General features: G+C 63.1%; 14 protein-coding genes. All 14 read right to left on the bottom strand.

Annotated elements, in window-relative coordinates:
- Nucleotides 1–48: 48 nt before the first annotated feature.
- Genes ftsA through mraZ form a run of 14 tightly spaced genes read right to left on the bottom strand, consistent with a single transcriptional unit; the run spans nucleotide 49 to nucleotide 15568 of the window.
- Nucleotides 49–1308: a cell division protein FtsA gene (gene ftsA / locus V7773_RS03815; RefSeq protein ID WP_003205342.1), complete on the bottom strand. Its 1260-nt coding sequence runs from the start codon at nucleotides 1306–1308 to the stop codon at nucleotides 49–51.
- A gap of 15 nt (nucleotides 1309–1323) precedes the next feature.
- On the bottom strand, nucleotides 1324–2190 hold the full coding sequence (locus V7773_RS03810; RefSeq protein ID WP_092223686.1) for a cell division protein FtsQ/DivIB: 867 nt from the start codon (nucleotides 2188–2190) through the stop codon (nucleotides 1324–1326).
- Nucleotides 2191–2193: 3 nt separating this feature from the next.
- Nucleotides 2194–3159, bottom strand: a complete 966-nt coding sequence (locus V7773_RS03805; RefSeq protein ID WP_336072390.1) for a D-alanine--D-alanine ligase — start codon at nucleotides 3157–3159, stop codon at nucleotides 2194–2196.
- A complete protein-coding gene (gene murC, locus V7773_RS03800) occupies nucleotides 3156–4616 on the bottom strand; it encodes a UDP-N-acetylmuramate--L-alanine ligase (protein ID WP_336072389.1) in 1461 nt (486 codons plus the stop codon). The genes V7773_RS03805 and murC overlap by 4 nt, the downstream gene beginning before the upstream one ends.
- Nucleotides 4609–5679 carry an undecaprenyldiphospho-muramoylpentapeptide beta-N-acetylglucosaminyltransferase gene (gene murG / locus V7773_RS03795; RefSeq protein ID WP_336072388.1) on the bottom strand — a complete coding sequence of 357 codons (1071 nt, stop codon included), beginning with the start codon at nucleotides 5677–5679 and terminating at the stop codon, nucleotides 4609–4611. Before murG ends, murC begins: the two co-directional genes overlap by 8 nt.
- Nucleotides 5669–6886: a putative lipid II flippase FtsW gene (ftsW, locus tag V7773_RS03790; protein ID WP_442963440.1), complete on the bottom strand. Its 1218-nt coding sequence runs from the start codon at nucleotides 6884–6886 to the stop codon at nucleotides 5669–5671. The genes murG and ftsW overlap by 11 nt, the downstream gene beginning before the upstream one ends.
- A complete protein-coding gene (murD, locus tag V7773_RS03785; RefSeq protein WP_336072387.1) occupies nucleotides 6883–8229 on the bottom strand; it encodes a UDP-N-acetylmuramoyl-L-alanine--D-glutamate ligase in 1347 nt (448 codons plus the stop codon). The genes ftsW and murD overlap by 4 nt, the downstream gene beginning before the upstream one ends.
- 5 nt (nucleotides 8230–8234) lie before the next feature.
- On the bottom strand, nucleotides 8235–9317 hold the full coding sequence (gene mraY / locus V7773_RS03780) for a phospho-N-acetylmuramoyl-pentapeptide-transferase (RefSeq protein WP_336072386.1): 1083 nt from the start codon (nucleotides 9315–9317) through the stop codon (nucleotides 8235–8237).
- Nucleotides 9317–10684, bottom strand: a complete 1368-nt coding sequence (locus V7773_RS03775) for a UDP-N-acetylmuramoyl-tripeptide--D-alanyl-D-alanine ligase (RefSeq protein WP_336072385.1) — start codon at nucleotides 10682–10684, stop codon at nucleotides 9317–9319. Before V7773_RS03775 ends, mraY begins: the two co-directional genes overlap by 1 nt.
- The gene (locus tag V7773_RS03770) at nucleotides 10677–12140 is read right to left on the bottom strand and encodes a UDP-N-acetylmuramoyl-L-alanyl-D-glutamate--2,6-diaminopimelate ligase (protein ID WP_063324482.1); all 1464 of its coding nucleotides are present in this window, start codon (nucleotides 12138–12140) and stop codon (nucleotides 10677–10679) included. Before V7773_RS03770 ends, V7773_RS03775 begins: the two co-directional genes overlap by 8 nt.
- Nucleotides 12140–13879: a peptidoglycan D,D-transpeptidase FtsI family protein gene (locus tag V7773_RS03765; RefSeq protein ID WP_162893922.1), complete on the bottom strand. Its 1740-nt coding sequence runs from the start codon at nucleotides 13877–13879 to the stop codon at nucleotides 12140–12142. Before V7773_RS03765 ends, V7773_RS03770 begins: the two co-directional genes overlap by 1 nt.
- A complete protein-coding gene (gene ftsL, locus V7773_RS03760) occupies nucleotides 13879–14172 on the bottom strand; it encodes a cell division protein FtsL (RefSeq protein WP_072348519.1) in 294 nt (97 codons plus the stop codon). The genes V7773_RS03765 and ftsL overlap by 1 nt, the downstream gene beginning before the upstream one ends.
- On the bottom strand, nucleotides 14169–15116 hold the full coding sequence (gene rsmH / locus V7773_RS03755) for a 16S rRNA (cytosine(1402)-N(4))-methyltransferase RsmH (protein ID WP_003205354.1): 948 nt from the start codon (nucleotides 15114–15116) through the stop codon (nucleotides 14169–14171). The genes ftsL and rsmH overlap by 4 nt, the downstream gene beginning before the upstream one ends.
- Complete coding sequence (gene mraZ / locus V7773_RS03750; protein ID WP_003205355.1) at nucleotides 15113–15568, bottom strand: division/cell wall cluster transcriptional repressor MraZ; 456 nt, start codon at nucleotides 15566–15568, stop codon at nucleotides 15113–15115. Before mraZ ends, rsmH begins: the two co-directional genes overlap by 4 nt.
- Between the last annotated feature and the right edge of the window lie 153 nt (nucleotides 15569–15721).

The raw sequence follows: 15721 nt of genomic DNA, 5'->3' as shown, positions 1-15721 counted from the left end.
TCTTCCAGCGCCAAGCCTGAAACCTGCCGCTTGAAGCTTTGAAACTGTTTAAAAGTTGCCTTTGACCCAAGCCTGGAGCCGCTCGAACAGCGGAGCCTTCGGCTCGTCGCTGCTATAGCTGTCGCGGCTGCCGATGCCTGAGAACGAAATCCCGTCGGACTGCTTCTGCAGGCCGTACATCAACAGGCCCACGCCAGTGGAATAGATCGGATTGCGGACCACGTCATCCAGGCCCTTGACGCCATGGGGCACGCCCAGGCGCACCGGCATGTGGAAAATCTCTTCGGCCAGCTCGACCGCGCCTTCCATCTTCGACGTACCGCCGGTCAGCACGATGCCGGCCGGGATCAGGTCTTCGTAGCCGCTGCGACGCAGTTCGGCCTGGATCAGCGTGAACAGCTCGTCGTAGCGCGGCTCGACCACTTCGGCCAGGGCCTGGCGCGACAGTTCGCGCGGTGGACGGTCGCCGACACTCGGCACCTTGATGGTTTCACCGGCACCCGCCAGCTTCGCCAAGGCACAGGCGTAACGGATCTTGATTTCCTCGGCGTATTGGGTCGGGGTACGCAACGCCATGGCGATGTCGTTGGTCACCTGGTCACCGGCAATCGGGATCACCGCCGTGTGGCGAATGGCGCCTTCGGTGAAGATCGCGATGTCGGTGGTGCCGCCGCCGATGTCCACCAGACACACGCCCAGTTCTTTCTCGTCGTCGGTCAGCACCGAGTAGGCCGAGGCCAGTTGCTCGAGGATGATGTCGTCGATTTCCAGGCCGCAGCGGCGCACGCATTTCTCGATGTTCTGCGCCGCGTTCACTGCACAGGTCACCACGTGGACCTTGGCTTCCAGGCGCACGCCGGACATGCCCAGGGGCTCACGCACGCCTTCCTGGTTATCGATCACGTAATCCTGCGGCAGGGTGTGCAACACACGCTGGTCCGCCGGGATCGCCACGGCCTGGGCCGCGTCGAGCACGCGCTCAAGGTCGGCGGAGCTGACTTCGCGATCACGAATCGCCACGATGCCGTGGGAGTTCAGGCTGCGGATGTGATTGCCCGCCACGCCGACGAACGCCGAGTGGATCCGGCAACCGGCCATCAGCTGCGCCTCTTCGATGGCGCGCTGGATCGATTGCACGGTGGACTCGATGTTCACCACCACGCCTTTTTTCAAGCCACGGGACGGGTGTGTACCGATCCCGACGATGACCAGCGTGCCGTCGTCCGCGACTTCGCCTACCAGCGCCACCACCTTGGAAGTGCCGATATCAAGACCGACGATCATTTTCCCGCTTTGCACGTTTGCCATGGGTCCTGCCTCTTCTTAATTCTTCGCGACGGCGGGTTCGGCCGTCGTCGGCGCTACAGGTTCCCGCCAGCCAACGGCCAGGCCGTTGGCATAGCGCAGATCGATGCGCGCAATGTTCGTAATCTGTTCTTTGAGCGTCTTGTCATAGATGGCGATGAAGCGGCGCATCTTTTCCACCAGGTTGCCGCGCCCGAGCAACAGCTCGATGCCCGGGCCCGAGCTGCCCGCGCCAGTGGTCAGAAACCAACTGCCGCGCTCACGCAATTCCAGGCGCGCGATGGAGAAGCCCAATGGCCGCAACATCTGGCTCAACACCTGGTACTGCTGCATCACTTGCTGCTGGGCCCGCTGTGGACCGAACAGTTGTGGCAAATGTTCATAGTTGGCCAGTTCCCGCGGCGTAAACGCCTGGCCCTGGTTGTTCAACAACGACTCGTCGCCCCAACGGGCCACTGGCAATTGCTCTTCCAGGCGGATCGACACCTGGTCGGGCCACACCCGGCGGACTTCGGCGTGGGCGATCCAAGGCATCTGCTCCAGTTCCTTGCGCATGCCCGCCAGGTCGATGGTGAAGAAACTCGACGCGACGTACGGAGCGATCCGCTGCTGCACGGCCTGCTGACTGATGTAGCTCAGGTCGCCCTGGACGTTGATCCGGGCGATCGGCCGGTCGGCATAAGGCAGCAACCGTTGCGCGCCTTCATACGTACCGAACCCCAACGCCACCAGCAGCACCGGCCAGAACAAGCTCTTGAGAAAACCAAAATTGGCTTTCGGCAAGCGCGCCGACATCGGCTCTTTGGCCACCATTCGGCTGGCACCCCGCGGCACCGGCTTGCGACCGGGTGCGGATGGCTGATGACGAAGCGATGCGCCTTGCATGGCTTAACCTCTTGACTCTTGATTGCCGACACTGGCAGCCAGGATCGACAGCACCAGTTGCTGGAAATCCAGGCCGGCGGCACGGGCCGCCATCGGTACCAGACTGTGATCGGTCATGCCGGGCGCGGTGTTGACTTCCAGGAACCAGAACTGCCCATCGGCGTCCTGCATCACGTCCGCCCGGCCCCAACCGGCAATACCCAGCGCCTCACAGGCCTTGGCCGTGAGGTCCATCAGTTGTTTTTCCTTGGCGGCGTCCAGCCCGCAGGGAATGCGGTACTGGGTATCGTTGGCGACGTACTTGGCGTCGTAGTCGTAGAACGTGTGCGGGGTGCCCAGCGCAATCGGCGGTAACACCTGGTCACGCAGGGTGGCGATGGTGAACTCGGGACCGGTGATCCACTGCTCGACCAACACTTGCGAATCGTAGGAACTGGCGTCTTTCCATGCCACGGTCAACTCAGGCAGCGAAGTCACTTTCGCCATGCCAATACTTGAACCTTCATGGGCCGGTTTGACGATCAAAGGGAAGCCCAGTTCCGTGGCCGCCGAAATACAATCGGCCTCGGACGCCAGCACGGCGTGGCGCGGCGTCGGAATGCCGAGGCTGTGCCAGACCTGCTTGGTGCGCAGCTTGTCCATCGCCAGGGCGGAAGCCAGGATGCCGCTGCCGGTGTAAGGAATGCCCAGGCACTCGAGCAAGCCTTGCATGCTGCCGTCTTCACCGCCACGGCCGTGAAGAATGATGAACGCGCGGTCGATCTTTTCGTTCAGAAGGCGTTGCAGGAAATCGTCGCCCACGTCGATGCCGAAAGCGTCGACACCGGCGCTTTGCAGGGCTTGCAGCACGGCATTGCCGGACTTGAGGGATACCTCGCGCTCGGCGCTCTTGCCGCCGAACAATACGGCAACGCGGCCGAAGGCTTTCGGCTCGAGGGTCGAGACCAGGTTGGCGTAGGCAGCAGTCATTTCAGTTTCCCCTCGCTGGAAGCCACGATTGCCCCGGCGAATAACGGACTTTTCAACAGTTTCGGGGCCAGGCCACCGATGTCACCGGCACCCTGGCACAGCAGGATGTCGCCAGCGCGCAGCAGTGGCTTGACCAGCGGCGCGAGATCCACGCCGCGCTCGATGTAGATCGGGTCCAGCTGGCCGCGCTGGCGAATGCTGTGGCACAGCTGACGGCTGTCGGCGCCGGGAATCGGCTCTTCACCGGCCGGATAGACTTCCATCAACAGCAACACGTTGGCGTCGGCCAACACCTGGACGAAATCGTCATACAGGTCGCGCGTACGGCTGTAGCGGTGCGGTTGGTAGACCATCACCAGGCGGCGCTCCGGCCAGCCACCGCGCACGGCCTTGATCACCGCCGCGACTTCGGTCGGATGGTGGCCGTAGTCGTCCACCAGCATCACGTTGCCGCCGTCCACCGGCAGTTCGCCGTAAACCTGGAAACGTCGGCCCACGCCCTGGAACCCGGACAGGCCCTGGACGATGGCTTCATCGCTGACGCCTTCGTCGGTGGCGATGCAGATGGTGGCCAAGGCATTGAGTACGTTGTGGTTGCCGGGCATGTTCACCGACACATCCAACGGCTCGCGATCGGGGCGCAGTACGGTGAAGAACGTCTGCATGCCCTGCTGGCGCACGTTGATGGCGCGCACGTCGACGTCTTCGCCGAAACCGTAGGTCACGGTCGGACGCTTGATCAGCGGCAAAATCTCGCGCACCACCGGATCGTCCAGGCACACCACCGCCAAACCGTAGAACGGCAGGTTGTGCAGGAATTCGACGAAGGTTTTCTTCAGCTTGTTGAAGTCGCCGTCGTAGGTCGCCATGTGGTCGGCGTCAATGTTGGTGACCACGGCCACCAGCGGTTGCAGGTGCAGGAAGCTCGCATCGCTCTCGTCGGCTTCGGCGATCAGGTAGCGGCTGGTGCCCAGCTGGGCATTGGTGCCCGCGGCGTTCAGGCGACCGCCGATCACAAAGGTCGGGTCCAGGCCACCGGCCGCGAACACCGAAGCGATCAGGCTGGTAGTGGTGGTCTTGCCGTGGGTACCGGCGACGGCGATGCCGTGGCGATAGCGCATCAGCTCGGCCAGCATCTCGGCCCGTGGTACCACGGGGATACGGCGCTCCAGGGCGGTGGCGACTTCCGGGTTGGACGTGTTCACGGCACTGGAAACCACCAGCACGTCGGCATTGGCGGCGTTCTCGGCACGGTGGCCGATAAATATCTGGGCGCCGAAGGATTCCAGGCGCTCGGTGACCGGGGAGGCTTTCAGGTCGGAACCGGAAACCTGATAACCCAGGTTCAGCAGCACTTCGGCAATCCCGCACATGCCCACGCCGCCGATACCGACGAAGTGGATGCGACGGATACGGCGCATTTCCGGTTGCGGCATGGCTTTGCGATTCTCAACCATGGGCCACCTCCAGGCAGGTATCGACCACTTGGCTCGTGGCATCGGGTTTGGCCAGGCGGCGTGCGGCGCGGGCCATGTCTTCAAGTCGTTGCGGCTGCATCAAAACCTCTGTCAGGCGGGCGGCAAGATCCGCGGCGCCAGTCGTTCTTTGCGGCATCAGGAAGGCAGCGCCTTCACGGGCCAAATAATCGGCGTTACGGGTCTGGTGATCGTCGATGGCGTGGGGCAAAGGCACCAGCATCGAGGGCAGACCGGCGGCAGCCAGTTCACTGATGGTCAGCGCGCCTGCGCGGCAGACCACCAGGTCGGCCCAGCCATAGGCTTGGGCCATGTCGTTGATGAAAGGCTGTACTTGCGCCTCGACGCCGGCCGCGCGATAGCGCTCGGCGGTCACTTCATCGTGGTTTTTGCCAGCCTGGTGAAACACTTCCGGCCGCAGCTCGGGGGCAACCTGCGACAAGGCTTCGGGCAGCAATTTGTTCAACGGTTCGGCCCCCAGGCTTCCGCCCAGGACCAGCAAACGTGCCTTGCGTCCAGCCAGGGCCGGGCGCGGCGCATCAAAAAACAGCTCGGTACGCACCGGATTACCGGTGGTGCGGCGGCTGCCCGACAGGGTAAAGGTGTCGGGAAAGGCTTCACAGACCCGGGCGGCCAACGGCACCAGTAACCGATTGGCGGTACCGGCCACGGCGTTCTGTTCGTGAACGATCACCGGCACACCGGCCAATTTCGCCGCTACACCGCCAGGACCGGTCACATAACCGCCAAACCCGACCACGCACACCGGGCGCAACCGACGGATGATCGCCCGCGCCTGCCAGACCGACTTGAGCAGCATCAGCGGCGCCTTGAGCAACGACAACTTGCCCTTGCCCCGCAGGCCGCTGGCGTCGATCCGGTGCAGCTCAAGGCCGGCAGTTGGCACCAGTTCGTTCTCGATGCCCCGTGGCGTGCCCAGCCAGTGCACGGTGTAGCCGCGCGCCTGGAACTCCCGGGCACAGGCCAGTGCCGGGAATACGTGCCCGCCGGTACCACCCGCCATGATCAGCACGTTAGCGCCCATGAATCGGCTCCTCGGCGAAGTCGCTCTCCTGGAATTCCATCTCTTCGCTGCCCAGGTGGGTTCGGCTCTCCCATTCGATGCGCAGCAACAGGCCGAGACAGGCACAGCAGATCACCAGGGAACTGCCGCCATAACTGAGGAACGGCAGCGTCAGGCCCTTGGTCGGCAACAGGCCGACGTTCACGCCGATGTTGATCAGGAACTGGCCGATCCACAGGAACGACAAGCCATACGCCACGTAAGCGGCAAAAAACTGCTTGGCCTTTTCAGCCCACAAGCCGATGTACATGCCGCGTACGCAGACGAACACGAACAGGGCGACAGTGCACAGGGAGCCGACCATGCCCAGCTCTTCGGCCAGTACCGAGAACACGAAGTCGGTGTGGGCTTCCGGCAGGTAGAACTGCTTCTGCACGCTGTTGCCCAGGCCCACGCCCAGCCATTCGCCGCGACCGAAGGCAATCAAGGCCTGGGTCAATTGATAGCCGGAGCCGAACTGGTCGGCCCACGGGTCGGTAAAGGTGATCAAACGCGCCATCCGGTACGGTTGCGCCTGGACCAGCACGGTCACGGCCGCCACCGCCAACGCCACCATCAGGATGAAACGAAACAGCCCGACCCCACCGAGGAACAGCATCGCCGCCGCGGCGCCCATCATCACCACCGTGGCGCCGAAGTCCGGCTCCATCAGCAGCAGGCCCGCCATCGGCAGCAAGACGATGAACGGCTTGAAGAACCCCATCCAGCTCTCGCGCACTTCTTTTTGGCGACGCACCAGGTAACCGGCCAGGAAAATCACCACGAAGACCTTGGCGATCTCCGAAGGCTGAACGTTGAAGAAACTGAAGCCAATCCAGCGCATCGAGCCGTTAACCTCGCGGCCGATACCCGGCACCAGCACCATCACCAACAGGCCGAAGGCACCGAGCAGCATCATCCAGCCCAGGCGCTGCCAGGTAGCGATTGGCACCATCATGGTGACGATGCATGCGCCCAGGCCGATCACCAGGTAAATCAGGTGGCGGATCATGTGATAAAGCGTGTTGCCCGACTGCACGGCGGCCACTTCCGACGAGGCGGACGTGATCATCACCAGGCCCAGGCCCAGCAAGGCCAGGCAACCGGCAAGCATCGGGAAATCCAGGTCGATGCCGCGCCCGGTGATCAGCGGCGACGGGTACGGCTTGATGATGTTCATCAGGCTCATGCCAAGTCCTCCGCGGCCCGGGCGAACAGCTGCCCGCGCTCTTCATAGTTCTTGAACATGTCGAAACTGGCGCAGGCCGGCGACAACAGCACCGCATCGCCTGGTTGCGCAAGGGCGCGGCACTGTTGCACCGCCTCGTCCAGCGAACCGACCCGAACCAGCGGCACGGCATCGCCGAGCGCCTGGGCGATCAATTCACGGTCGCGGCCCATCAGCACCACGGCACGGCAGTTGGCCGCCACCGGGTCGCGCAGGTCCTTGAAGTCGGCGCCCTTGCCGTCGCCGCCGGCGATCAGCACGAGCTTGCCTGCGATGTCCGCCCCCAGCCCTTCGATGGCCGCCAGCGCGGCACCGACATTGGTGGCCTTGGAGTCGTTGTACCAGGCCACGCCATCGAGGTCGCGCACCCACTGGCAGCGGTGTTCGAGACCGGCAAACGTGCGCAGGGCCGAGAGCATGGCATCGAACGGCAGGCCGACCGCATGTCCCAGGGCCAACGCGGCCAAGGCATTGGCCTGGTTGTGGGCGCCACGAATCTTCAGTTCGCGCACCGGCATCAGGTTCTGGAATTCGAAGGCCAGGTATTTTTCGCCATTCTCTTCGCGCAGCCCGAAGCCTTTGAAGTCCGGCACGCCCAGGCCGAAGGACCAGCACGGCATGCCCTCGCCCAACAATGGACGAGTCAGGGCATCCTGGCGGTTGAACACCACTTGCCGGGCACCACGGAAGATCCGGTGCTTGGCCAGGTGATAAGCCGGCAGGCCGCTGTAGCGGTCCATGTGGTCTTCGCTGATGTTGAGCACGGTCGCCACTTCGGCGCCCAGGTGGTCGGTGGTTTCGAGCTGGAAGCTCGACAACTCCATCACGTACAGCTCGACGTCGTCGCTGAGCAGGTCCAGCGCCGGGGTACCCAGGTTGCCGCCCACGGCGACGCGCTTGCCGGCCGCCGCAGCCATCTCACCCACCAGGGTGGTGACGGTGCTCTTGGCATTGGAACCGCTGATGGCGATGATCGGCGCCTTGGCGTTGCGCGCGAACAGCTCGATGTCGCCGGACAATTTCACGCCACGGGCAGCGGCCGCCTGCAGGGCCGGAGTCGCCAGGGCCAGGCCGGGGCTCACGTAGAGCTCGTCGGCGCGGCACAGGAATTCGACGTCCAGCTCGCCACAACGCACGTCCACCTGCGGATAGTCACGGCGCAGCGTGGCCAGCTCAGGTGGATTTTCCCGCGTATCGGCGACGGCAAACGACACGCCCCGGCTCGCCAGGAAGCGAACCAGGGACATGCCGCTCTTGCCGAGGCCGACAACGATGCGGAAGTGGTCAGAAGCGATCAGGGACACTCGTTCTACCTCAGCTTCAGGGTGGCAAGGCCGATCAGCACCAGAATCACGGTGATGATCCAGAAACGGACGATCACACGTGGCTCGGGCCAGCCCTTGAGTTCAAAGTGGTGGTGGATCGGCGCCATGCGGAATACGCGGCGGCCGGTCAATTTAAAGGAAGCAACCTGAATGACGACTGACAGGGTCTCCATCACGAACACACCGCCCATGATGAACAGGACGATTTCCTGGCGAACGATGACCGCGATGGTGCCCAGGGCCGCGCCCAGCGCCAGTGCGCCGACGTCACCCATGAAGACTTGTGCCGGGTAGGTGTTGAACCACAGGAAGCCCAGGCCGGCACCGATCAGCGCGCCGCAGAACACGATCAGTTCACCCGCCCCCGGTACATAAGGGATCAGCAGGTATTCAGCGAATTTCACGTTACCCGACAGGTAGCAGAAGATCCCCAGGGCGCCGCCGACCATGACCGTGGGCATGATCGCCAGGCCATCGAGGCCGTCGGTGAGGTTGACCGCGTTGCTCGAACCGACGATCACCAAGTAGGTCAGCACGATGAAACCTGCGCCCAGTGGAATGCTGTAGTCCTTGAGCATCGGCAGGATCAGGGTGGTCTCCACCGGCGAAGCAGCGGTTTTATAAAGGAAGATCGCCGCGCCGAGGCCGAACACCGACTGCCAGAAATACTTCCAGCGGCTTGGCAGCCCACGGGAGTTCTTCTCGATGACCTTGCGGTAGTCGTCGACCCAGCCGATGGCCCCGAAGAACAAGGTCACCAACAGCACGACCCAGACATACCGGTTCGCCAGGTCGGCCCAGAGCAGGGTGCTGATGCCGATGGACGACAGGATCAGCGCGCCGCCCATGGTCGGGGTGCCGGATTTGGACAGGTGCGATTGCGGGCCATCGTTACGAACCGACTGGCCGATTTGCAGGTTCTGCAGAGTGCGGATCATCCAGGGGCCCAGGAACAGCGACAACGACAGCGCGGTCAGCACACCCAGGATCCCGCGCAGGGTCAGGTACTGGAAGACCGCGAAGCCTTTGTGGAACTGTTGCAGGTACTCCGCTAGCAGCAGCAGCATTAATGTTTCTCCGTGGAGGCGCCGCACAGCGCCGCGACGATGTTTTCCATCGCTGCGCTGCGTGAGCCCTTGATCAATAAGGTGGTGTTCGGATCCCGCTCGGCGCCCAGGGCCTGGATCAGCTCGGCCTGAGTGGTGAAATGCCGTGCGTGCTCGCCAAACGCGGCGACCGCATGGGCCATCATCGGACCGACCGCATACAGTGCGTCGACCTTGCCGCGCGCATAGGCACCGACATCGTGATGCCCCTGTTGCGCCCACTCGCCCAGCTCACCGATATCCCCCAGCACCAATACGGTACGGCCGGAGAAACCGGCGAGGATATCCACGGCTGCGCACATGGACGACGGGTTGGCGTTATAGGTGTCGTCGATCACGCGCATGCCATTACTGGCCAGTTGCGCAACAGAGCGCCCCTTGACCGGCTGCACGGCGTTCAGCCCGGCGACAATGCCCGGCAGCGACACGCCCAGCGCATGGGCGGCAGCCGCCGCGGCCAGGGCGTTGGCCACGTTATGCGTGCCGAGCAGGTTCAATTGCACCCGCTCGGCGCCATCCGGGCTGTGCAGGTTGAAGGCCGGGCAACCGCGGGCATCGCGGTCCAGGTCGCTGGCGTAGAAATTCGCGGCGAGGTTGCTCAGGGCAAAAGTCAGCACCTTGCGCTCGCCCGCCCGGGTCTTCCAGATTTCGAAGGCCTTGTCGTCGAGATTCAGCACAGCGACGCCATCGGCATCCAGCCCTTCGATGATCTCGCCCTTGGCCTCGACGATTTTTTCCGGGCCGCCGAACTCGCCGACGTGAGCAGTCCCGGCGTTGTTGAGCACCGCCACATGAGGCTTGGTCATGGCCACGGTGTAGGCAATCTCGCCGAGCCGCGAAGCCCCCAGCTCGATGACAGCGGCGCTGTGTTCCGGCGCCAGTTCCAGCAAGGTCAGTGGCACGCCGAGGTCATTGTTCAGGTTGCCACGGGTCGCCAGCACCAGACCGCGCGTGCGCAGGATGCTGGCGAGCATTTCCTTGACGGTGGTCTTGCCGCTGGAGCCGGTGATGGCCGCCACCGGCTTGTCAAACCCGGCGCGGTTCAACGCGCCCAGTTGGCCCAGGGCCTGACGGGTGTCAGCGACCAGCAACTGCGGCAGCGTACTGTTGGTCACTTCCCGCTCGACCAGTGCCGCGACCGCGCCTTTGGCGGCGACTTCGTTCAAGTAATCGTGGCCGTCGAAACGCGGTCCGGCCAGGGCAACGAACAGTTGACCCGGGGCAATGGCCCGGCTGTCGATGCTGACGCCATCGAAGCTGGCGTCCGCCGCGATGAGGCGCCCGTTCAGGGCGCTGGTCAGTTCGCTGAGCTTCAGCGCCTTAAGCATGAGCCACCTCCCACGCAGTCAGGGCATGATCGGCTTCCACCAGGTCGGAGAACGCATGGCGTTCGCCGTTGATTTCCTGATAATCCTCATGGCCCTTGCCGGCCAGGACGATGACATCGTCCGCCGAGGCGCTGGCGATCAACTGGGCAATGGCCTGACCGCGGCCGGCGACGAAGGTGACGTTATCCACAGCCGTAAAACCGGCGCGGATGTCGTCGAAAATCCGCTGCGGATCTTCGGTACGAGGGTTGTCGTCGGTGACCAGCACGCCGTCTGCCAACCGCTCCACGACTTCAGCCATCAGTGGGCGTTTGCCGCGGTCACGATCGCCACCGCAGCCGAACAGGCACAGCAACCTGCCCTTGGCGTGAGGACGCAGGGCCGTGAGAACTTTTTCCAACGCGTCAGGCGTATGGGCGTAATCGACCACAACCAGTGGTTGAGTCCCACCGCCCAAACGCTGCATGCGACCGGCCGGGCCCTCGAGCTTCGGCAAGACCTTGAGAACTTCGTCCAGCGCGTAGTCCAGGCCGAGCAAGGCGCCGATGGCCGCCAATACGTTGCTCAGGTTGAAGCGGCCAAGCAAAGTGCTGCGCAAGTGGTGCTCGCCCTGGGGCGTGACCAGCGTGGCGCGCACGCCTTCGTCATTGAATTGCGCCTGGCGTACATAAAGGTAGGCACTGGCATCTTCCAGGCTGTAGGTAATCAATCGCGACTCGCGCTTTTCGGCAGCCAGTTGCCGACCGAATTCGTCATCGAGGTTGATGACCCGGCACTTCAGGTCATTCCAGGCAAACAGCTTGGCCTTGGCTTCGCCATAGGCCTGCATGGTGCCGTGATAATCCAGGTGATCCCGGGACAGGTTGGTCAACACCGCGACATCGAACGCCAGCGCGGTTACACGGCCCTGGTCCAGACCGTGGGAAGAAACTTCCATCGCAACGGCCTTGGCACCGGCCTTCTTCAGGTCCGCCAGGGTCGCTTGCACGGCAATCGGGTTCGGCGTGGTGTGCAGGCCGCTTTCCAGCGCGCCATGGAAGCCGTTGCCCAGGGTCCCGACGATGCCGCAATGCTGGCCGAGCAGGTCCAGGGCCTGGGCCACCAGTTGGGTCACGCTGGTCTTGCCGTTGGTACCGGTCACGCCCACCAGGTTCAGGTGACGGCTCGGGTCGCCATAGAAACGCCCAGCGATGTCCGACAACTGGGCCGCCAGGCCCTTGACCGGAATCAGCGGAACGTCGGTGATCGGCAGCACGGTCGCCCCGGCCACTTCATACGCCACGGCAGCCGCGCCACGCTTCAAGGCATCGGCGATGTGGGCACGGCCATCGAAACGGGCACCCGGCACCGCCAGGAACAAGTCCCCGGCGCGGACATTGCGGCTGTCCAGGGCCAGTTCGCGAATCAGCAGATCGTGACCGGCGTGGGCGAAAATCTTGTTCAGGCTCAGGGACATCAGCCACGCCCTCCTTCGGCTTTCAAGGGCACGACCGGTGCGGTATTGGCTTGCTGGGTCGGCGGCAGGTTATCCGGGGTAATGTTCATCAGGCGCAGGGTGCCGGACATCACTTTGCTGAACACCGGTGCCGAGACCAGGCCACCGAAGTAGCCCGCCTTGCTCGGCTCATCGATGACCACAACGATGGCGTAGCGCGGGTCGCTCATCGGGCCGAAGCCGGCAAACAGCGAACGGTAGGAATTCTCGGCGTAGCCTTTAGTGCCCACGGAGGTTTTACGGGCGGTACCCGATTTACCTGCCACGTGATAGGCCGGCACCTGGGCGCGATAGACTCCGCGCGGGGCCTCGATCACCTGTTGCAGCATGCCCTGCATGGTCTTGGCGACGTTCTCCGGGATCACCTGGGTGGTCTGCGGCGCCTTGTCGGTCTTGATCAGGGTCAGCGGGGCGATACGCCCGTTGTTCGCCAACGCGGAGAACGCGTGGACCAGTTGGATCGCGGTCACGGAAACACCGTAGCCATAGGACAACGTAGCGGTTTCAGCCTTGCGCCAGTCCCGGTAGTTCGGCAGGTTGCCGACACGCTCGCCCGGGAAGCCCAGGCCGGTGTCCTGGCCGAGGCCGATTTTCTGGGCCAGGCGATAAATCGTCTCGCCGCCGATATCGAAGGCGATCTTGCTCATGCCCACGTTACTGGAATTGATCAGGATGCCGGTCAGGTCGAGCACCGGGCCTTCGGTCTTGGACACGTCACGAATGGTGTACTTGCCGATCTGCAGGGTGCCCGGGTACACCTCGACGGTGTCGCTTGGTTTCCAGCGCCCGGTTTCCAGGGCGGCGGCCATGGACACGGCTTTCATGGTCGAACCGGGCTCGAACACGTCGATCATCGCCCGGTTGCGCATCATCGCCGGTTGCAGGTTGCGACGGTTGTTCGGGTTGTAGGTCGGCTGGTTGACCATCGCCAGGATCTCGCCGGTCTTCACGTCCATGATCACCAGGCTGCCGGCCTTGGCACCGTTCTCGACGATGGCGTTGCGCAGTTCACGGTTGGCCAGGTATTGCAGGCGCAGGTCAATGGACAACGCCAAGGGCTTGCCGGCCTTGGCGTTTTTGGTGACTTGGACATCCTTGATCAGCCTGCCGCGCCGATCCTTGATGACTTGGCGCTTGCCGGCGACCCCGGCGAGCCATTCGTCATAGGCCAGTTCGACACCTTCGCGCCCTCGGTCATCAATGTCGGTAAACCCGACCATATGGGCCGTGACTTCACCGGCCGGATAGAAACGCCGGAACTCTTCGATGCCGTAGACACCAGGTACTTTCAGATCGAGCACGCTCTGGCCCTGTTCGGGGGTCAAGCCGCGCACCAGATAAATGAATTCCTTGTTGGCCTGGGCTTCGAGGCGCTCGGCCAGGGCCTTGGGATCCTGCCCGAGGGCAGCGGCCAATGCCGGCCATTTTTCCTTGGCCAACTGCATTTCCTTGGCGTTGGCCCACAAGGTGGTCACCGGGGTGCTCACGGCCAGGGGTTCGCCATTGCGGTCGGTGATCAAGCCACGGTGAGCCGGGATCGGAATATGCCGCACGCTGCGCGCATCGCCCTGCCCCTTGAGGAAATCACGGTCGACGACTTGCAGGTCGATGATGCGCCACGAAATCGCCGCCACCATGATCCCGAGCAAGCCCAGGACCAGACGAAACCGCCACGGGAACAGCGCCCCTTCGAGCTTCATCATGGCGCCACCATCTGCACTTCGGCGGCGCCGGGAATGCGCATTTTCAGCTGTTCGGTGGCCAACACTTCGATACGGCTATGGGCAGTCCAGGTGCTCTGCTCCAGGATCAACCGGCCCCACTCGGCCTGCGCCTTGTCACGCACGCTCAGCTCGTTGTAAAGGGAATTGAGAAGCTGCCGGTTCCAGTGCGCACTATAGGACACGGCGATGGCCGACACGAGCACGCCGATAAACAGCAGCAGCATGAAAAAGCTGCCGCCGGGCAGAGGCTTGGCGAAGAGCTTGCTCACCGCAACTTCTCCGCGACGCGCATGACGGCGCTACGGGCACGTGGGTTGGCCTTGAGTTCAGCCTCGGAGGCGAACTGCGCTTTGCCATGGATCTTGATTTTTGGCACGAAGGCTTCGAAACGCACCGGCAGGTTGCGCGGCAGGTTATCGGCTTCACCCTTGGTGAGTTTGCGCATGAACAACTTGACGATGCGGTCTTCCAAGGAATGGAAGCTGATCACCACCAGCCGACCGCCGATCTCCAGCGCTTCAAGCGCCGCTTCGAGACCGACTTCCAGATCGCCCAACTCGTTATTGACGTGGATGCGCAATCCCTGGAACGCACGGGTCGCCGGGTTCTTGCCCTTTTCCCAGGCCGGGTTGGCAACTTTCAGCACCTCGGCCAGGTCGCCGGTGCGCTCGAATGGCTTGATGTCGCGGCGTTCGACCACGGCGCGGGCCATGCGGCCGGAGAAACGCTCTTCGCCGTATTCCTTGAAGACACGGGCGATTTCTTCCACCGGGGCGGTATTGACGAATTCGGCGGCACTGATGCCACGGGACGGATCCATGCGCATGTCCAGCGGGCCGTCATTGAGGAAACTGAAGCCGCGCTCCGGGTCGTCCAGTTGGGGCGAAGACACGCCCAGGTCGAGCAGCACGCCACTGACCTTGCCGGCCAGGCCACGCTCGGCGACTTCCGAAGCCAGCTCGGCAAAACTGCGTTGCACAATGACAAAGCGGCCGTCTTCGGCCGCCAGCGCTTGCCCGGTGGCAATCGCTTGAGGATCCTTGTCGAACCCCAGCAACCGGCCACCCGGGCCGAGCTTGCTGAGAATCAACCGGCTGTGTCCGCCACGCCCGAATGTGCCGTCCAGATAGCAACCATCAGGACGTACGGCGAGAGCCTCGACGGCTTCGTCAAGCAGTACGGTGATGTGGTTAAAGCCGCTATCAATAGTCACAGGATCAAATCACGCAGTTCATCAGGCATGGCGCCCGGTTGTTGAATAGCAGCGAGGTCGGCGGCAGAAACCGCATTCCAGGCATCTTCGTCCCACAGCTGGAACTTGTTCAGTTGGCCTACCAGCATCGCGCGCTTGTCCAGCTTGGCGTATTCGCGCAGGCGCGGCGGAACCAGGAAACGACCGCTGCCATCGAGTTCGAGGTCGACGGCATTGCCGATCAGCAAACGTTGCAAACGGCGGTTTTCTTCACGCAACGAGGGCAGTGCGCGCAGTTTGGTTTCGATGATTTCCCACTCATCAAGAGGGTAAACACACAAACATGGGTCAACGGCATCGATCGTGACGATTAACTGCCCCGAACTTCGCGAAACGAGCTCGTCACGATACCGGCTCGGCATGGCGAGACGGCCTTTTGCATCGAGACTGATAGCGTTAGCTCCGCGAAACACGTCTGCGTTTCTCCACTTTTTGGCGTTTTACCTTCAAAAAAACCCACTTCATGCCACTTTCCGCCACTTGCGCACACTATAGGAATGCGCCCACCGCACCGTCAAGGCGCGGATTGAAGGAAAAGCCTTATAGATCGGAGATTTAGGAGCGTT

Source organism: Pseudomonas sp. 3JA (assembly GCF_036961705.1).
Taxonomy (GTDB): Bacteria; Pseudomonadota; Gammaproteobacteria; order Pseudomonadales; family Pseudomonadaceae; genus Aquipseudomonas; species Aquipseudomonas fluorescens_Q.
This window is presented reverse-complemented; position numbering and strand designations above follow the sequence as displayed.